Raw genomic sequence first — 18,183 nt, 5'->3', positions numbered from 1 at the left:
TCGCCGGTTGCCGGGTCGATCACCACATCCTTGATCTCCTGGCCATTGACGATGTCGACCTCGAAGATCCAGTTGCCGTCTTTACGCTCGATTGCGGCACTGGCCGCCTTGCCGCCGAGGTGCTTCTCGGCGGCCGTTATGGCATCGATCAGGCTGATCTTCGCCGAGGCGATGCCCAGCTCGTCGGGTTCCTGGGCCGACGCGGCGCCCGCGGCGGCGAGGGACAGCACGGCAACAACGGCGGCCTGATGTAGCTTCGACTTCATGATGAACCTCGTTTTGTCAAGTCACGCGGATAGTCGCGTGGTTGTCACGATAACGCTCGAGAATTAGCTGAACATTAGCGCGGGCGGCGTTGGCGCATCTTTCCGGCCATTGAGCTCAGACCCTCAGGGCTAAGATTTCGAAGAAGTTGCGGGTTACGCGGCAAAGACCACGCACGATTTCCAGTTGCGGCCATGGTGCCCAACCAACAGGCTGGCGCCCGACATGCTCATCGCTCATCGGCGTCCCTGCTGGGTAGGAATTCGCGGATCGGCAGGACGTTCTCGGGCAGCGCGCCCATCTGGTCGAGGCTCTCCAGGGCCAGCGGATGGTCGGCGAAGAATCGCAGCCAGGTCCGCCACTGCGGGTCGCTGACCGGAATCCAGATGTCGCCCTGTGCGCATAATGTATATTATGTAAAGTGCTATACCTTCGCAGTCGCGGCCATTGGCCGCGGCGCGGGATGCGTGTGCGTGGCGACATCTTCTCCTTATTCTTGTTCTTGGTCGCGGCGCCGTAGTCCGGTTCGAGGGGCTCCCTGACGGTTGTTGCCTGCTCGGCTAAGCACTGGGATTCTCCAAGCAAGAATCCGGGGGGCGACTGTCGGCCATGGGGCTGACACTTAGGGCCGTTTCCCTGTTTCAGATCAGATACACTTTACGTTGCTTAACCTTCATCGTTCCGTGTGTGACTTGGTGCACCGCCGGCGTCGATCCACTCGCCTAGCTTAGACAGGCACAACGCGGCTGCTTTGGGTGCGGCCCGCGTTTTGCTGCCGAAGTTGTTCCACCGCGGCGCCGATCATCCCTCAGTCGATCCGTGGAGATGCCCGGATGGATGTGGACGACGACGCCTACTGAGGGTGCCTTGTCTGCGCCCAGGCTGTGGCTCCTCGCGTCTGCGGTGGTTGCGCGACGGCACGCTTGCAGTAAGCCCGTACAATCCAGAAGACCAGGAGTCCAGCATGATCACGCGCAGCCGCAAGGCCCAAAGCCCCGACGTTCAGCAACAAGCGCCGGCCGAAGGTTGGAACCGCCGCGAATTCATCCAGGGAGTGGCCACCGCCACGGCCATGGGCGGCATGATGGGGCCCGGTGTCGCACTGGCCGGGGATGGTCACCACAGGAATAAGCTTCGGTTGCCAAACACGCTTCAGGCGCCGCCGGAGATCCATGGCGACCCCACACACGAACACTACTGGGCCAAAGTCCGCAGGGCGTTCACGCTGGACCAGGACTATATCCACATGAACACGGGCACGACGGGTTCCCTGCCCGCCTTCGCGCTCGCCAACCTCGCCGTCTACAACCTCTATAAGGCGCAGGACCCGAAGGACTGGGAGGCGAACCTGAACGCCGACTACCCGGACCTGTTCCCGCTTGGCGCGTCTGTGTTCGGCCCGTCGGGGCTGGCCGCCCGCCAGCAGCAGGTAGCTGACGCTTATAACGCCGCGAGTGTCTCCGAGGTGGTGTTGAGCTACAACACCACCGACGGCTGCAACCTGATCTTCGCCGGCACGCCTTGGCAGCCCGGGGACCGCATCGTCACCACCAGCTTCGAGCATCCGGCGCTGAGCGGCCCCATCGCCTGGGCGCAGGCGACCCGCGGCGTAGAGGTCGTGACCATAGACATGGGCCTGGTCACGCCCTTCACCGCGGACATCACGGTGCAGGACGTGCTGGACCTGTTCGAGCCGGCGCTGGCCGCGCCGCTGCCGGCGGGCGCGAAGCAATACCTGGCGTTTTCGGAGATCTTCTACAAGAACGGCTTGCGCCTGCCGGTCGAGGACCTCTGCGCCCTGGCTCGCGCATACGGCGCCTACAGCATCGTTGACACGGCCCATGGCTTCGGCATGCTGCCCATCGACTTCCAAGCCTATGGGGCGGACTTCATGTCGGGCGCCGGGCACAAGTGGCTCTGCGGGGGACCGGGCACCGGTAACCTCTACATCCGCAGCACTGGCACCAATCTGCCACCGTTCGATCTGGGCAACTTCTTCCTGTATGCCTACGTGTCGCCCGCGGACATGTCGGTCCGCGCGTACGATCCGAGCGCTTGGGTGCAACTGCGCGGTGAGAACAATCGCCCGGCCCTGTACGCCATGACGGACTCGCTCGCCTTGTTCCAGCAGGTGGGCATCGATGCCATCTACCAGCGCGGCGTGGAGCTGGGCAACTATCTCAAGGCGAAGATCGAGGCGCAGTGGCCGGGGGCGCTCTGGGTCGAGGCACGAGAGCCGTACAGCCCGTTCGCCACGGCGCTGACCGCCTTCAATCCGTTCGTGGGCCGTGACGACAGCAGCGCTTATGAGGCCCTGCACACGGCAGTCAGCGACGTCGTCGATGCCTTGGCCGCGGACGATCCCAAGACCTATATCCGTTACACCACCTGGGAGTCCAGCCTGGCAGCGGCGGGTGACGACCGCGTGGGCTTCCGGGTGTCCACCCATGGCGTCTACAACAACTACGACGAGGTGGACGACATGTTCGACCGGCTGGTGTATCACGTCCAGCAGACCGGGGTGCCGACGATCTGAGTGGGAGCGGCGTCCTCGCCGCGATCGGCAGTGCCCCGCGGGTGATCGCGCCGGGAACGGCGCTCCCACGGCGTGCGCAAATGTGGGAGCGGCGTCTCCGCCGCGATTGGCGATGCCCGCCGGGTGAGATCGTGCCAGGGACGGTGCTCCGACGGCTGCACAGGCGCCCTCGTCCGCTCGCCGCGGCGCCGGCGGTCCGCAGGTTGCGAGGACTCATCCCCGGGGCGAGCGGTCCGGCTGCCCGATCCGGGCTTTAGAGTGCGCGCATGATGCGTTTCACCTGGCGGCGATGAACACTGTTGTGCACCGCCGCCAGGGCATGCCACTGGGCCGCGGACAGCTCGCCGAACCAGGGGTGCGTGTAGCGAATGCCGGCGCGCAGGTTGCCGAGCTTGTCCACCATGTCGGTGTAGCGCTCGACGATGTTGGCCAGGTCCTCCAACTGCTCCGGCCCCGCCTCCGGCACCGGCTTGAAGTCCTGCACGCGCACGGTGTCGCTCACCTCCAGCCCCGAGAACAACCTGGGCAGGGTCGCGGCGATGGCGGAGTTGACGATGACCAGATGCTCCAGGGTCATGTAGATGGACCAGTCGCGGCTGCTGTCCTCCATGCCGAACAGACGCCCCACCAACACGCGCCGGCGGCCCTGATCCTCGTCGATGCCGCGCGCGAGGGCCATGGCCTCTTCGGCCTCGGCACGGAACAGTTCCGTCAGCCGGTCCTTGGACAGGAAATTGGCGGCGGCGCGCAAGCCGGCGCCGATGACCTGTCGTTCGTAGCCGGGGATGCCAGCCCCCGGTGGGTCGAGCTCTGGTGTTGCTCTGTCGCGCATCACCGACCTCCGTGATTTGCCGGTCGCTGGGAAAACGCCGATTGACTGGTGGGTGCGATTACCGCAAAAGCCCGGGCTCAGCCGCCGCCCGCCTGTCGTTTGCCCCAGGTGTCACGCAAGGTGACGGTGCGGTTGAACACGGGGGCGCCGGGCACCGAGTCGGCGTCGACGACGAAGTAGCCTTCGCGCTCGAACTGAAAGCACGCGCCGGACTCCGCGTCGGCCGGAAGCGGTTCCACGATACAGTCCGTGAGCGTGCGCAGGGAGTGTGGATTCAGGTCGGTGCGGAAATCCCGCCCGCCGGCGCCGGGCTGCGGCACGGTGAAGAGCCGGTCATACAGCCTGACGGTCGCCCGCACACCCTGCGCCGCCGCAACCCAGTGGATCACGCCCTTCACCTTGCGCCCTTCCGGGTTCTTGCCCAGGGTTTCGGGGTCGACGGAGCAGCGCAGTTCCGTCACCTGGCCGTCGGCGTCCTTCACCACCTCGTCGCAGCGGATCACGTAGGCATTGCGCAGCCGCACCTCCCCGCCGGGCACCAGCCGCTTGAAGCCCTTCGGCGGGTCTTCCGCGAAGTCCTCCCGGTCGATGTAGACCTCCGCGCCGAAGGGAACCTGACGGCTGCCCATGTCCTCGCGCTTGGGATGATTCTGCGCGGTGATGCTGGTTGGCGCCTCGGCCGGCATATTGGTCAGAACCACCCGCAGCGGGCGCAGCACCGCCATTGCGCGGGGCGCGTCTCGGTCCAGGTCGTCGCGGATGGTGCTCTCCAGCATGCCCATCTCCACCAGGTTCTCTGCCTTGGTGACACCGATCCGCTCGCAGAATTCCCGAATCGACGCCGACGTGAAGCCACGGCGGCGCAGTCCGGCAATGGTGGGCATGCGTGGATCGTCCCAGCCCGCCACGATGCCCTCCTCCACCAATTGCGTCAGCCGCCGCTTGCTCATCACCGTGTATTCCAGGTTGAGCCGGCTGAACTCGATCTGTCGAGGCTGGCAGGGCACGGAGACGTTTTGCACGCACCAGTCGTAGAGGGGCCGATGGTCCTCGAACTCCAGGGTACAGAGGGAGTGGGTGATGCCCTCCAGCGCGTCGGAGATGGGGTGCGTGTAGTCGTAAGTGGGATACAGACACCAGGCGTTGCCGGTCTGGTGGTGGATCACGCCATGGCGGATGCGGTACAGCACCGGATCGCGCAAGTTGATGTTGGGCGAGGCCATGTCGATCTTCGCCCGCAGCGTCCGCGAGCCGTCAGGGAACTCGCCGGCGCGCATGCGCCGGAACAGGTCCAGGTTTTCGTCTCGGCCGCGGTTGCGATACGGGCTGTCCTGGCCGGGTTCGGTGAGGGTCCCGCGCATGGCGCGGGTCTGCTCCGCCGAGAGATCGCAGACGTAGGCGAGATCCTTCTCGATCAGCTCGATCGCGAAACCGTAGAGCTTCTCGAAGTAGTCGGACGCGAAGTACAGCCGGTCCTGCCAGTCGTAGCCGAGCCAGCGCACGTCGGCCTTGATGGACTCGACGAACTCGACGTTCTCCTTGTGCGGGTTGGTGTCGTCGAAGCGCAGATTGCAGGTGCCACCGTAGTCTTCGGCGATGCCGAAGTTCAGCACGATGGACTTGGCGTGCCCAATGTGCAGGTAGCCGTTCGGCTCCGGTGGAAAACGGGTGTGCACCGTCCGGTGCTTGCCGCCGGCCAGGTCCGCATCGATGATCTGGCGAATGAAGTTGGTGCGGGGTGTGTCGCTCATCTGTGTCGTCAGGGCCGCATGATGGCGCGGGCGGCCGATTCCGGCACCGGGTTCAGGCCACTACCCGCCACGATAAACCGTGCAGCATACTTGCTTGTGCACCGGCTTAGAAGGGTGCGCGATGTGCGGCCTTGGTCGTAACTCCGTTCAGAGCTATGGCCCCGTGGGAGCGGCACCCCCGCCGCGATTGGACGCCCGTCGCGCCGAGGACGGCGCTCCCACGGCGGCGGACGCGCTCATGATCGACGCCCGACGTGAACGCCATGGCGCCGGCAACCGTGCCGCGGCACCAGCGATCTCCGGACTATCGCACAGTCGGTTTCCGGCATTTGCCAGCGGCCGTCGCTGCCACTACCCTTGCGCATGGTCGCTTGCAGGTGCCGCTGCGCCCCGAGCCCGCCAGCGGCCGGAGCCCGCGGCCAGCACGGCCGCCAGGCGACGGCTTCCGTCAGGTCCCACTCGTCGTCGGTGCTCCCGTTCAGAGCGACTGCGAGCACCGGGGCGCGAAAACTGCCCGGGCATCCTGCCCGAATCCTTCATCCTCAGGAGATCGACCTCATGCAGAGAGCCATCCACCTCGCCGTGCTGGCGCTGTGCGCCGGTATGGCTGCCCAGAGCGCATCGGCTCAGTCCGACGCCCCTAACCCGCAGGCCCAGGCGGACGCGGCCGCCAAGGCGTTCATGCAGAAGCTGGACACCGACAAGAGCGGCGGCATTTCGCTGGAGGAGGCCACCGCACCGCAAAAGGAACAGTTCCAGGCCAACGACAAGAACGGCGACGGCTACATCACCCCCGATGAGGCCAGCGCCGCCTTCGCCGAGCAGGTGCCGCCGGAGATGATGCAGGCAATGAAGGACCGCGGCATGCCCGACCCGGGTGAGACCTTCGTCAAGAACCTGGACAAGAACGGCGACGGCAAGGTGGACCAGGCCGAGTTCGAGCAGCCCACGAAAGACTCCTTCGCCGCAATGGACGCCAACGGCGACGGCAACGCCGACGAGGCGGAGGCGACTGCATACTTCGAAAAGATGCGCGAGAAGATGCAGGAGCGCATGAAGCACGTGCAGGAGCAGATGGAGAAGATGCAGCAGAGCGCCCCGCCCGCCCAACAGTGAGCCATCTCCACTGAGGCAACGTACGGCGCCGCGCACGGAATAGCTGGAGCGCCGGCGTGCGACTGGCGCGCCGAGTTGCATTCGGCTCGCCGCCTGCGCGGCTCAATGCCGCGCCGGCGGCGTCAGCGCACCCGAGTCAGGCGACGGCCACCAGTTCCAGGTCGAACACCAAGTCCTTACCGGCGAGCGGATGGTTGCCGTCGACGATGACCTCTTCGTCATCGAACCGGGCCACAGAGAAGTTCACCGTCTGCCCCTCGGGGCTACGGGCGGTGAGCACCATGCCGACCTCGAGCTCGATCTCATCCGGGATCACGGTGCGCGGCAGGGTCTGGGTCATCTCCTCGTTGCGCTCGCCGTAGGCCTCGTCGCAAGGGATGGTGACGGACTTTTGCTCGCCGGGGACCATGCCGAGGACGGCATTCTCAAAGCCGGCGATGGTCTCGCCCTGGCCCAAGGTCACCTTTAGCGGCTCGGCGCCGCGGGAGGAGTCGAACTCGGTGCCGTCCACGAGGCGTCCGGTGTAATGGATGGTGACGGTATCGCCGATGGCGGCGGCTTTGGAGTCTGCGGACATGCGGGTGCTCCTGTCGGGTTGGCGGAGCCGACCCCGTGCGCGAACGCGGCCGACCTGTTGCGGATGAAATGTGGATGGATTGCGCGGATGGAAAGGCAGCGGATGGAACCGCATAGGCGCCGAAGCGCACACGTGCGCCGGAACGCCTATCGCTTTCAACCATAGACCAGGCCGCGGCGCATTCGCAAACTCGGGCTTCCCTTGCTCGTCCGGCGAAAACGCCCCGCCTGGTTACTCAAGGCCGCCGCCCCCGGCGTAGTCGAAGGTGATTTCAGCCCCCGGCGCGATGGCGCGCACGGCATAGAGGTCGAAGCCGTCGAAGACGGCGTTCGGCGTGTCGCTGTGGTTTAGCCAGCGCAGCAGGTTGCGTCCGCTGCGGCCCTGCCAGTGCTCGCCGTCTTCGCTGACCCAGAGCACGTAGGTGCCGTTGCGCCGCGCGGGCCGTCCCTGGTAGGTGCCGATGTAGTCGCCGGCCGCGAAGCCCACGCGGGCGAAGCAGCCCTGGCCGTGGATGGGCGACGTCGCCCGGCGCACACGCCCGGCCAATCGCTCGGGCGCTTCATCGCTCGGGCGCTGATCCGGTGGTTGCGCCGCGCCCTTCGCCGGTGCACCAGCGTCGGCCATGCGCGCACTTAGTGTGGCGTGAGCTCAGTCGCGGCGGGCCGCCGCAAAGGCCGCCGCCAGCGCGCCGGACGGCTTCGGCTCGTCCCGCGTGCCCTTGCCGGGCTTTGCAGCCCGCGCGGAGGTGTTCTTTTGCGGCCCGCCGCCGCCCCGGCCATCACGCGCGGCATTGCCCGCGTCCGCCTCCAGCGGCTCATCCAGGCGCATGCTGAGCGCGATGCGCCGGCGCGCGAGATCCACGGACAGCACCTTCACCTTCACCACCTGTCCGGAGCGGACCACCTGGTGCGGGTCCTTGACGAAGTGGTCCGCCAGCCGGGAGATGTGCACCAGCCCGTCCTGATGGACGCCGATGTCGACGAAGGCGCCGAAGTTGGTGACGTTGGTGACCGTGCCCTCCAGCACCATGCCGGGATCGAGGTCTTCCGGCTTCTCGACGCCTTCTTTGAGGGACGCCGTCTCGAAGGCCGGGCGTGGATCGCGGCCCGGCTTTTCCAGTTCCACCAGGATGTCGCGCACCGTGGGCGCGCCGAAGACCGCGTCCGCGAAGCGCTCGGCGGCGAGTCCGCGCAGCGTATGCCGGTCGCCGATGAGGGCCGTGACGGCCTTGCCCGTATGAGAAACGATACGCCGCACCACGGGATAGGCTTCCGGGTGCACCGCGGAGGCGTCCAGCGGCTCATCGCCGTCGGCGATACGCAGAAAGCCCGCGCACTGCTGGAAGGACTTCTCGCCGAGGCGCGGCACCTTTTTGAGCTCGCCGCGGTTGCGGAAGGGGCCGCGCTCGTCGCGGTGGCGCACCAGGTTCTCGGCGAGGGTCGCGGAGATGCCGGATACCCGCGCCAGCAGCGGCGCCGAGGCAGTGTTGAGGTCCACGCCGACGGCGTTCACGCAGTCCTCCACCACAGCGTCCAGCGAGCGGGCAAGGCCAGTCTGGTTGACGTCGTGCTGGTATTGGCCGACACCGATGGACTTGGGGTCGATCTTCACCAGCTCTGCCAGCGGGTCCTGAAGCCGCCGCGCGATGGACACGGCCCCCCGCAGCGAGACGTCCAGTTGCGGCAGCTCCCGCGACGCATACTCGGAGGCCGAGTACACCGAGGCGCCCGCCTCGCTCACCATCACCCCGGTGATGCCAAGCTCCGGATGGCGCTTGGCGAGGTCGCGGACCAGGCGGTCCGTCTCGCGCGAGGCGGTGCCGTTGCCGATGCTCACCAGCTTGACGTCATGATCGCGGCAGAGACGGGCCAGCGTGGCGATGGTCTCGTCCCAGCGGTTGCGCGGCACATGCGGATAGACGGCGTCGGTGGCCACGACGCGCCCGGTGCCGTCCACTACGGCCACCTTGACGCCGGTGCGCAGCCCCGGGTCCAGCCCCATGGTAGGCACTCGGCCGGCCGGCGCGGCCATCAGCAGCGCGTGCAGGTTGGTGGCGAAGACGCGGATGGCTTCCGCCTCGGCCGCCTCCAGCAGGCGACCTTTGAGGTCCAGGTCCAGGCGCGTCAGCAGCTTGATGCGCCACGCCTTGCGGACGGTTTCCATGAGCCAGGCATCGCCGGGGCGGCCGCGGTCGGCGATGCCCAAGTGCGCGGCGATCCGCGCGCGCAGCGGCAATTCGGCCTCGGCATCCTCGCCCGCCAGCAGTTCCAGGCTCAGCGCGCCCTGGTTGCGGCCGCGAAACAGCGCCAGCGCGCGGTGCGACGGGATCTTGCCGATGGGCTCGCAATGGTCGAAGTAGTCCGAGAACTTGGCCCCGGCGCTCTCCTGACCGGGCAGCACCTTGGCCTGAAGCAGCCCGCGCCGCCACAACGTCTCGCGCAGCTCGCCCACCAGCTCGGCGTCCTCGGCGGCGCGCTCCATCAGAATCTGCCGGGCACCCTCCAATGCCGTCGCGACCTCGGCCACGCCCTGTTCCGGGTTCACGAAGCCTTCCGCCTGCGCCTCCGGTGCCTGCTCCGGGTGCGCCAGCAGCGCGTCGGCGAGCGGCTCCAACCCCGCTTCGCGGGCGATCTGCGCCTTGGTGCGGCGCTTTGGCCGGTATGGCAGGTAGAGGTCCTCCAGGCGCTGCTTGCTGTCCGCCGCCAGCACGGCATCGCGCAATTCGTCCGTCAGCTTGCCCTGCTCTTCCAGGCTCTTCAGCACCGTGGCGCGGCGGCTCTCCAGCTCGCGCAGGTAGCCGAGGCGCTCTTCCAGCAACCGCAGTTGGGCGTCGTCCAGGCCGCCGGTGGCCTCCTTGCGGTAGCGGGCGATGAAGGGCACCGTGGCGCCGTCATCGAGCAGCCGGACGGCGGCCTCCACCTGCTCCGGACGGGCGGAAAGCTCTTGAGAAATAGCTTGAATTATAGATTGCATGCGGTTGAATGGAAGGGAAATCGAGCGAGAACCGAATTCTAATCCAAACCGCAGCGCTGCCCATAGACCGCCATGACGGACTTCAGCTCGGCCAGCACCCGGGCGCGCTCGGCGGCCGTCAGATCCTGCGTCTCGGGCAGGTCGCCGTCCTGCTCCAGGATGTCGATGGCGTCCCAGACCTCGCGGCAGCCGCGCTCGCAGATGGTCTCGACGCGGACTTCCAACAGTGGGTTCTGCAGTGCTGACAAGGCTGTCCTCCGGCGTGTTCCTGACGGACCGGCCGGGAAGTATGCAAGATCGGCGGCGCGGTGTCAGCGCCCTCCCCGGCCGCCGGACGGTGCCGCACTTGGCCCCAAACAATTGAGGCTCTGTGTCCAAGACGATTGAGAACGGGCGGTCCCTTGCGCGATGACCGCCTTTGGGTCAGAGTACCCTGCGGCAATGGAGGAGCGACGCGACTCAATGAGAGCCCAAGGCGAGTCGCTGGCATTTCGTGCTGATCAGGACCGCAACGGACCTGGACCCCTTTGGTAAGGACCGAAGAGGCCGCGAAACTGCGTGCCGAAGAAGTATCCGGCGATCTGAATCGGGTGGATGAGGGGGCGCCGCCCAGATGGAGAGCAAGTAATCCCCCGTACCAAATCTGGGCCGCCGTTGGAATCCCCTACCAGATCCGAGTGATGTCCGGGCACCGAAGCGAGGTGCTTCTGGATCATTCGATCAATGGCGGCGTCACTGCGGCCTAGGTGCGCATGCGCTGGTGGATGGGGCCGCAGGCACAGCCGCGGCGCGGGGTTTCATCTGCGCTGTCGCGCGCCAGCGCCTGCCGGCGCCGGCGCACTCGCAGGCGCTGCGGCTCACCACGGATTGAGACCTGCCGCCACTTCTGCGGGCGAACCGGCGGCCTCCGCCCGCCTTTCGCGCTATTCTGTGCCGCGCCTGATGCTCTGCCCAGAGGAAGCGCCGCTTCGCCCCCCATGGTCAAAGTGAACCTGCAACGCGCCGACGTGTACAGGATCGGTCGCCGCCTGTGGCTCGCCAGCATGGTTGCCGCTTTGGTCATGGCCGCTCTGGGGCTCGGCGTGAGTGCCTGGCTGCTGAGCGACACCGAGTGGCGCGCCGAGGTCGTCAATGGCGTTGCCGCTGCGTTGCGTCCGCCCGACCAGTGGCTGTTGCTGGTCGAGGCCGCAGCGCTGACGGGCATGATGGCGGTGTTGCTGGTGGCGCTCGGATTGCTGCGCCGGCAGCTCGCGGCGGTGGCGGAGAGCCGCGAGCGCAACCGTGCCATCGTCGACAATATGGTGGACGGCGCCATCCACATGGACGCACGCGGCCGGATCGTCGCCATGAACGCCGCCGCCGAGCGGATGTTCGGGCGCGACGCCGCCGCGGTCCGGGCCGCGCCCTTGTCGACCCTGCTGGCGGAGTCGCACCGCGACGAGATGGAATCGCTGATCCGCGCGGCGGCCGGGGGCGGCAGCCCGCAGGTTCAGGAGGCGCGCGAGGTGACCGGACTGCGCGCCGACGGCGGTGCCTTTCCGCTCTACCTGGCGTTGAGCGAGGTCGACATCGGCGAGCGGCCCGTGTTCACCGCCATTGCCCGCGACCTCACCGAGACGCGCCGGCGCATGCAGGAATTGGCGGAGGCCCGCGACCAGGCCATGGCGGCAGATCGCGCCAAGAGCCAGTTCCTGGCGGTCATGAGCCACGAGATCCGCACGCCCATGAACGGCATCCTGGGCATGTTGGACCTGCTGCGCGACGGCGCGCTGTCCGAGCAGCAGCGGGAGTTCATCGACACCGCGGAGCAGTCGAGCCAGGTTCTGCTGGGCATCATCAACGACATCCTGGACCTGTCCAAGATCGAGGCCGGCAAGCTGGAGCTCCAGCACATCGACTTCGATCTGCGCGCCACCGTGGAAGAGGTCACGGCGCTGGCCGCGAGCCACGCCCGTGACAAGGATCTCGAGGTGGTGAGCTTCCTCGAGCAGGACGTGCCCGCGGGTGTCGTCGGTGACCCCTTCCGACTGCGCCAGGTGCTGATGAACCTCACCAACAACGCGCTCAAGTTCACCCGGCAGGGCGAGGTCGTGGTGCATGTCGTCGCCGAGGATGTCACCCAGCGGGACGCCCGCATCCGCATCAGCGTCCGTGACACTGGCATCGGCATCGAGGCGCCGGTGCGCGAGATGCTGTTCAAGCCCTTCTCCCAGGGCGACGCCTCCACCACCCGGCGCTACGGCGGCACCGGTCTCGGTCTGGCCATCTCCAAGCGGCTGGTGGGCATGATGGGCGGCGAAATCGGCGTGGAGAGCGTCGCGGGCGAGGGCGCCAAGTTCTGGTTCACGCTGCGGCTGGAGCGCGCCCACGACGACGTCGCCGAGCCCGCTGCCGACCTGCACGGCGTACGCGTGCTCATCGTCGACGACAACGCCACCAACCGCCTCATCCTGGAGAATTATCTCGGCAACTGGGGCGCCCAGAGCCAGAGCGTCGCCGGCGGCGTCGAGGCGTTGCAGGCACTGCAGCGAGCGAGTGACCGCGGCGAGCCCTTCGCACTCGCCATCCTCGATATGCAGATGCCGGAGATGGACGGCATCGAGCTGGCCCAGCGTATCAAAGGGGACAGTGCGCTCGCCGGCACGCGGTTACTCTTGCTGAGCTCCCTGGGCTTTCCCGGACCGGATGCCAGGCGCGCCGGCATCGGTGTGAGCCTGCTGAAGCCGGTGCGGCAGACCCTGCTCCGCCAGGCGGCGTTAAAGGTGCTGGGCCGGATCGGCGACGACAAGACGCGCATACTGCCGGCAGAGCGGCGGGCGCAATTCCGCGCCAGCGCCCTGGTGGTCGAAGATAACCCGGTCAACCAGCGCGTCGTCGTGCTGATGCTCGAACGCTTCGGGCTCGTGACCGCGGTCGCGGAGAATGGCCGGGTCGCGGCCGACGCCCTGTCCGGCGATCACGGCTTCGATCTGGTCTTCATGGACATGCAGATGCCGGTCCTGAACGGCCAGGAGGCCACCCGCGAGATCCGCATGCACGAGGGGCGCCGCGGCACCGATCCGGTGCCGATCATCGCCATGACCGCATCAGCCACCGCCAACGATCGTGCGGCCTGCCTCGCCGCCGGCATGGACGACTTCATTGCCAAGCCGGTGCAGCGCGACGCGCTGGAAGCGGCGCTGCGCCGTTGGCTGCCGCGACAGGCCGTGCTGACGCCGGCCCCTGGCGTGGCTGACAGCTCCTTCGCCTGAGAGACTGGACAACTAATCGGCATAGGCCGGGGCGGCGCCGTTGATTGTCGGGTTACGCTATCGCCAACCCGAACCACGATCCGCCCGATGCCGACCGCCCGATCGGCTGCACCCGATCAGGCCCAAGACAGAAGCCAAGCACCGCACAATCCAACCACCTCAACCGGACCGTAAACCCCCGTGGATAGTACCGAAATCACCCTCCTCGCCTTCGTGCAAGGGTTCACCGAATTCCTGCCCATCTCCAGCTCCGCGCACCTCATCCTGACGCCGCTGCTGTTCGGCTACGAGCTGCAAGACCTGTCGTTCGATGTCGCCGTCCATCTCGGCACCCTGCTGGCGGTGGTGCTCTACTTCCGGCGCGACCTGGCGAACATGGCGCTGGCCATGGCCGCGGGGCTCGGCGGTGGCACGAACAGCCCCGAGCGACGCAAGGACGCCCGGCTGGGCTGGATGGTGATCATCGCCACCCTGCCGATCGTGGTACTGGGGCTGCCGCTGAAGAACGTGCTGGAGGTGCTGCGCACCGACGATACGGTGCTTGCGCTGGTGATCGCCTGCACCACCATCGGCTTCGGCCTGCTGCTCTGGTACGCCGACGTGCGCGGCAGCCGGCGCATGGACGAGTACGCCGTCAACTGGGTCGCGGCCCTCATCATTGGCCTGTTTCAGGCCATTGCCATCATCCCTGGCACCTCGCGCTCGGGCATCACCATGACCGCCGGACTCTTCATCGGGCTGACACGAGAAGCGGCATCCCGATTCTCCTTTCTCCTCGCGATTCCGACCATCGTGCTGGCGGGCGCGGTGGCCACCAAAGACCTGCTGGACGCCACCAGCCCCGTGGACTGGGGCTCGCTCGGCATCGGTGCGACGATTTCCTTCGTCGTGGCATTCCTGACCATTCACTTCTTCCTGCGCTTCATCGAGCGCGTCAGCATGCTGCCGTTCGTGCTGTATCGGCTGCTGCTGGGCGCGGTCATCCTGTGGCTGGTGCTGATGTGACCGCGGCTGCGACCGCGGCAATCGACGAGGGGAGCACTGAAGCATGCAAAACCCGAGGCTCATCGATGACCCGCGGGTCATGGCCCGCCTGCGGTCGCTGACCACCGAGGTGCCGGAGCAGGAGCTCGAGGAGTTCATTCACTACGCGCACGTTTCGGTGCTGCGCGAGGCGAGCCATCGGCTCGGGCTGTTCGTGCTCTTGCGGCGCACCAATCCCGAGTCCATCAAGTTCGTCGGCTATCCCGGGTTCGTGCCGAAGCCATTGGCCTGCAAGCCCAAAACGGCCACGACCGATGCCCGCATCATGCAGGCCGGTGGCGCGCTCATCTCCCACTGCGCCGGGCTGGTGGTTGACCCCAGGCTGGTTGGGCGGAGCGCCTTCGGCGGCAGAGCCGGCGCGCACGCGGCCGCCCTCGCCACCTGGGACAAGTACTGGGCCGGCGGGCCGCCCCGCGGCTTCCGTATCCAGAATGATCCGCAGAGCGGCTATTACGGCTGCGTGATGCGCTGTGGTGAGGACACCCAGGTGTATCCGCACAGCCGGACCTCGGCCAGCCGGCAAGCCGCCACCGACATCCGTACCCAGCCCCTGGAGCAGCCCGGGGCGACCGGCTTCCAGTTACTGCCCGACCGTGACATCGACCGCCATGCGCTCGGCACCCTGCCCAAGGGGTGCTCGTACATTCATGGCGACTACGACCTCTACGCGCTGGTCCACAAGGACAACCTTTCCGGCCGCAATCCGCGCACCGGCAAGTTCGAAGAGGCCGATCACCGCTATGGCGACAACTGGAAGGCGTTCGAGGCCCTGGTGCGCAGCAAGATCAACCTGGACATGATCCAGCACGGCAGCCAGGAGCACTTCAGCGACCACACCGACGAGACGGTGGACATGTTCTGTCCCACCGTCGACCGCAGCCTGTGGCACGTGAAGCTGGAGGGCGTGCGGGCGTTGGAGCGGGTCTATGAACAGGCATTCGAGGGCCGCCGGCCGATGCGGATGCCGCTCTAGTACCCCGTTTCAGCCAATTTTGCAGGCGTCAACCCGGGTGAGGCCGGAGCAGAGGAACCGGGTCGAAGTCTCCGCTCGTGGTCGTGCTCATGCTCGTGGTCGTGGTCGTGGTCGTGGTCGTGGTCGGATACTCGACAACGACAACGACAACGACAACGACGGCAAAGTTAGGTGAAACGCTGCACTAGGCACCAGACGCATGTGGAAGCCAGCACCACAAGGATACGCGCTGGGAGCGCCGGCGAGCCGGAGCGCCGGCGTCTCGCCGGCACCTGGGAGCGGCGGCTTCCAGCCGCCGGTGCGGGAGCGCGCGGGCGGTTGGGGACGGGGCCGCGAGGGACCGTCTATTTTCCCTCGGCGGGCCGCGCCGACGCGACGCCGTAGCGTCGGCGCTTGCGCCAACGCCGGACAGACCGGGCAAGTATCGGCCGTAGGCCGGATAAGCGCATCACAAATCGCGCAGCCAGTCCCTCAGCGCCGCCAGCACCCGCCTGCCCTTCTCGGTATCGCTCGCGAAGGGCGCGCGGCTCAGCTCGATCATGACCCAGGGCAGCTCGGCGGCGTGGGCGCGGACGATGTAGCCGCCGCTGAAGGGCCGGTTCAGGGTCACCTCGCCGGTGAAGTGCCGCCGAAAGCAGTCGACCAAGTGCTCGGCCCAGTCGCGGGGGCAGGCGCCGTCGCCATCGCCGATGCAAACCTCCGGTCGGGGCTGGCCCGTGTCCGGTCCCACCGGCGGGCCGGCGGCGGCCATGGTGTGGCAATCCACGCCGAGCACGACGCCGCTGCCGGCGAGCTCACTGAGCCGGCGGTGATACGGCCGGTGCCAGCGCGCCAGCAGCGTCTCGACGGTTGCGAGCGGCAGCGGCTCACGGTAGATGGGCTCGTCCCAGCAGGTGTGGGTCTTGACGACGCCGTCTTTGCGGAAGTCGTCCTCGGCGCGGTTCAGGTCCACGAAGGCACGGGCGATATCGGTGGTGACGAAATGGGCGACCCACTGCCGGAGCCCGGCGTAGATAGCCGCCGCGCCCTCGTCGCCGTCGGCGGCGATCTGCCCCGGCGTCAGCAGGTTCAGCGCTTGCACTTGCTCCGGCACCGCCAGCCCCGCGTGCGGCACGGAGATCAGGAGCGGGAGCCGGTCGTGCATTCGCCTGCCCTGCCCTAATCCGCCGGGCCCGCCGCGGAGCCGTCGCGCCGCGGGTCCGCGACACCGAGAAACTGGCCGTTCTCCCGCAGCACCAGCTGCACGCAGCCCAGGTAGAAGGAGTATGGATCGCGGGCGTCGATGGCGAAGCCATGCTGGGCCAGGAGCCGCGGTATATCGTCGCGCATGCGGGTGGCCTCCAGCGACACCTTGCCTTCCACGGAGCAGTGCAGCCGCGGCGATTCCACCGCCTCGAACGGCGTCGCGCCGCGCTCCAGGCGCAGCAGCACCTGCAGGATGGCCGAGACGATGCGCTCGGACCCCGGTGAGCCGACGGCGAGCCAGGGCCGCTGGCCGCGGAACACGATGGTGGGCGCCACCGACGCCCAGGGCACGGCGTTGGGGCGCAGAAAGTACGGATGCGAGATGTCCTGGTACTCGAAGGCGCTCATGTAATTGTTATAGATGAAACCGAGCTCGGGGCTGGCGCTGAGGGAGCCGTAGACCCGCTCGATGGACTGGGTCAGGGCCACCACGTTGCCGGCCGCGTCCATCGCCGACAGGTGCGTCGTCTCGCCACTGTGCGCGCCCGTATTCGGCGCATGAGTCGGCGCACGAGCCCGCGGCGAGACGTTTCGCAGCAGCCGGCCCTTGATGCGCCGGGCGACGCGCTTGGCGTAGTCCAGGTGGGTGATGTCCTCGCCCAGGTCCAGCTCCTGCGCGAACAGCACCGGATCCTCGGGGCGGTCGGCGCGGTCGAGGTTGGCCTTGCGGATCACATGCGCCAGCAGCAGCGCGCCGCGCGGCGAGTCCGGGTCGCGCGCGGCCTCCGGAAACTGCGCCAGCAGGTTCAGCGCCTCGATGAGGGTGCGCCCCGCGCCCGGCGGCGGAAAGGTGAACACGCGCATGGGGCCGAAGTGGGTCGCCAGCGGCCGGCGCTCGGTGGGCCAGGGGATGCGCGCGAGGTCGTCGTCGCGCAGCAGTCCGTCGTTGGCCAGCATGTCGGCATGAATGGCGCGGGCGATCTCGCCCTGGTAGAAGTCCTCGACGCCCGCCTCGGCGAGCCGGAGCAAGGTCTTGGCCAGCACCGGCTGTTGGAACACCGCACCGATGGGATATGGGGTCCGGCCGCTTTTCAGCATCAGCGCGCCGGCGGAGTGGTTGCGCAGGTGCCTGAGCTCGCGCCGGGTCAGATAGTGCTGCAGCGGCGAGATGCGATAGCCCTGCTCCGCCAGCTCGATGGCAGGCGCCAGTACCTCGTCGAGACGCTTGCTGCCGTAGTGCTTCAGCGCATAGGCGAGCACCGCCGGCGTGCTCGGCACCGTGGTGGCGCGATGGCCGCGCAGGTGGGCACTGCGCTTGAGCCCGCCGGGCGGGGTGCGGTTGGGGGCGCGGGTGGCGCCGTCCAGGCAGAACTTGCGGCCGTCCTCCGCCAGGTGCAGCAACAGCATGGTCTGCCCGCCGAGCCCACAGGCGGCAGGTTCCACGACACCGAGCGCAAAGGCCGCCGCCACCGCGGCGTCCACGGCATTGCCGCCGGCCGCGAGCATGGCCGCGCCGGCCTCGGTGGCGTGGTAGTGCTGGGTGGCCACCATGCCGCGCGCCGATACGCCCACCCGCTGCGGGTAGACGACACGGCGGTCGCCCGGGTCCAGCAGGTCGCCGTGCTCGGGCTTACGGGTCCAGCGCCGCGGGGCGCCTATGCGGTCGCTCACGCGTTGGCCT

14 protein-coding genes are annotated in these 18,183 nt (G+C 67.7%); 5 read left to right on the top strand and 9 right to left on the bottom strand.

The genetic code is table 11. The features are described 5' to 3' along the window. The coding region (locus tag LJE69_RS04895; RefSeq protein WP_296922069.1) for a PepSY domain-containing protein at window positions 1-266 on the bottom strand (266 nt) is incomplete at its 3' end. Between the two features lie 962 nt (window positions 267-1,228). Between LJE69_RS04895 and LJE69_RS04890 the strand changes: the two genes are divergently transcribed. Beyond that, window positions 1,229-2,800: an aminotransferase class V-fold PLP-dependent enzyme gene (locus LJE69_RS04890; protein WP_296922067.1), complete on the top strand. Its 1,572-nt coding sequence runs from the start codon at window positions 1,229-1,231 to the stop codon at window positions 2,798-2,800. Window positions 2,801-3,053: 253 nt separating this feature from the next. On the opposite strand, the gene LJE69_RS04885 is transcribed toward LJE69_RS04890, so the two are convergent. Together LJE69_RS04885 and LJE69_RS04880 are read right to left on the bottom strand one after the other, a co-directional pair. Further along, entirely contained in the window at window positions 3,054-3,632 is a 579-nt protein-coding gene (locus tag LJE69_RS04885) for a DinB family protein (RefSeq protein ID WP_296922064.1), read from the bottom strand. Window positions 3,633-3,709: 77 nt separating this feature from the next. After that, the gene (locus tag LJE69_RS04880; protein WP_296922062.1) at window positions 3,710-5,383 is read right to left on the bottom strand and encodes a glutamine--tRNA ligase/YqeY domain fusion protein; all 1,674 of its coding nucleotides are present in this window, start codon (window positions 5,381-5,383) and stop codon (window positions 3,710-3,712) included. A gap of 558 nt (window positions 5,384-5,941) precedes the next feature. Between LJE69_RS04880 and LJE69_RS04875 the strand changes: the two genes are divergently transcribed. Further along, window positions 5,942-6,499 carry an EF-hand domain-containing protein gene (locus LJE69_RS04875; RefSeq protein WP_296922060.1) on the top strand — a complete coding sequence of 186 codons (558 nt, stop codon included), beginning with the start codon at window positions 5,942-5,944 and terminating at the stop codon, window positions 6,497-6,499. Window positions 6,500-6,635: 136 nt separating this feature from the next. Here the strand turns inward: LJE69_RS04875 and LJE69_RS04870 are convergent, their stop codons facing one another. The 4 genes from LJE69_RS04870 to LJE69_RS04855 form a co-directional block, all read right to left on the bottom strand. Next, window positions 6,636-7,076 (bottom strand): peptidylprolyl isomerase, encoded by a 441-nt coding sequence (locus LJE69_RS04870; RefSeq protein WP_296922058.1) that lies wholly within the window; start codon window positions 7,074-7,076, stop codon window positions 6,636-6,638. Window positions 7,077-7,307: 231 nt separating this feature from the next. Next, window positions 7,308-7,700: an SET domain-containing protein-lysine N-methyltransferase gene (locus LJE69_RS04865; RefSeq protein WP_296922056.1), complete on the bottom strand. Its 393-nt coding sequence runs from the start codon at window positions 7,698-7,700 to the stop codon at window positions 7,308-7,310. A 24-nt stretch (window positions 7,701-7,724) separates the two neighbouring features. After that, complete coding sequence (locus tag LJE69_RS04860; RefSeq protein WP_296922054.1) at window positions 7,725-10,049, bottom strand: Tex family protein; 2,325 nt, start codon at window positions 10,047-10,049, stop codon at window positions 7,725-7,727. 38 nt (window positions 10,050-10,087) lie between these two features. Further along, the gene (locus LJE69_RS04855) at window positions 10,088-10,297 is read right to left on the bottom strand and encodes a hypothetical protein (protein ID WP_296922053.1); all 210 of its coding nucleotides are present in this window, start codon (window positions 10,295-10,297) and stop codon (window positions 10,088-10,090) included. Window positions 10,298-11,026: 729 nt separating this feature from the next. On the opposite strand from LJE69_RS04855, the gene LJE69_RS04850 reads away from it, so the two are divergent. The 3 genes from LJE69_RS04850 (at window position 11,027) to LJE69_RS04840 (ending at window position 15,317) form a co-directional block, all read left to right on the top strand. Continuing rightward, entirely contained in the window at window positions 11,027-13,300 is a 2,274-nt protein-coding gene (locus LJE69_RS04850) for a response regulator (protein WP_296922051.1), read from the top strand. A gap of 180 nt (window positions 13,301-13,480) precedes the next feature. Further along, window positions 13,481-14,305, top strand: a complete 825-nt coding sequence (locus tag LJE69_RS04845) for an undecaprenyl-diphosphate phosphatase (protein ID WP_296922049.1) — start codon at window positions 13,481-13,483, stop codon at window positions 14,303-14,305. Between the two features lie 43 nt (window positions 14,306-14,348). Then, on the top strand, window positions 14,349-15,317 hold the full coding sequence (locus tag LJE69_RS04840) for a hypothetical protein (RefSeq protein ID WP_296922047.1): 969 nt from the start codon (window positions 14,349-14,351) through the stop codon (window positions 15,315-15,317). A gap of 448 nt (window positions 15,318-15,765) precedes the next feature. On the opposite strand, the gene LJE69_RS04835 is transcribed toward LJE69_RS04840, so the two are convergent. Both LJE69_RS04835 and LJE69_RS04830 read right to left on the bottom strand, forming a co-directional pair. Then, window positions 15,766-16,461, bottom strand: a complete 696-nt coding sequence (locus LJE69_RS04835) for an N-formylglutamate amidohydrolase (RefSeq protein WP_296922046.1) — start codon at window positions 16,459-16,461, stop codon at window positions 15,766-15,768. A gap of 14 nt (window positions 16,462-16,475) precedes the next feature. Then, window positions 16,476-18,173, bottom strand: a complete 1,698-nt coding sequence (locus LJE69_RS04830; RefSeq protein ID WP_296922044.1) for a gamma-glutamyltransferase family protein — start codon at window positions 18,171-18,173, stop codon at window positions 16,476-16,478. Between the last annotated feature and the right edge of the window lie 10 nt (window positions 18,174-18,183).

This window comes from Thiohalocapsa sp. (assembly GCF_022340605.1).
GTDB lineage: Bacteria > Pseudomonadota > Gammaproteobacteria > Chromatiales > Chromatiaceae > Thiohalocapsa.
This window is presented reverse-complemented; position numbering and strand designations above follow the sequence as displayed.

Bases quoted from the DNA above. Each gene is read 5' to 3' on its own strand.
- LJE69_RS04860 (WP_296922054.1), bottom strand. From the start codon at position 10,049: ATGCAATCTATAATTCAAGCTATTTCTCAAGAGCTTTCCGCCCGTCCG.
- LJE69_RS04850 (WP_296922051.1), top strand. From the start codon at position 11,027: ATGGTCAAAGTGAACCTGCAACGCGCCGACGTGTACAGGATCGGTCGC.
- LJE69_RS04885 (WP_296922064.1), bottom strand. From the start codon at position 3,632: ATGCGCGACAGAGCAACACCAGAGCTCGACCCACCGGGGGCTGGCATC.
- LJE69_RS04880 (WP_296922062.1), bottom strand. From the start codon at position 5,383: ATGAGCGACACACCCCGCACCAACTTCATTCGCCAGATCATCGATGCG.
- LJE69_RS04875 (WP_296922060.1), top strand. From the start codon at position 5,942: ATGCAGAGAGCCATCCACCTCGCCGTGCTGGCGCTGTGCGCCGGTATG.
- LJE69_RS04890 (WP_296922067.1), top strand. From the start codon at position 1,229: ATGATCACGCGCAGCCGCAAGGCCCAAAGCCCCGACGTTCAGCAACAA.
- LJE69_RS04840 (WP_296922047.1), top strand. From the start codon at position 14,349: ATGCAAAACCCGAGGCTCATCGATGACCCGCGGGTCATGGCCCGCCTG.
- LJE69_RS04870 (WP_296922058.1), bottom strand. From the start codon at position 7,076: ATGTCCGCAGACTCCAAAGCCGCCGCCATCGGCGATACCGTCACCATC.
- LJE69_RS04865 (WP_296922056.1), bottom strand. From the start codon at position 7,700: ATGGCCGACGCTGGTGCACCGGCGAAGGGCGCGGCGCAACCACCGGAT.
- LJE69_RS04835 (WP_296922046.1), bottom strand. From the start codon at position 16,461: ATGCACGACCGGCTCCCGCTCCTGATCTCCGTGCCGCACGCGGGGCTG.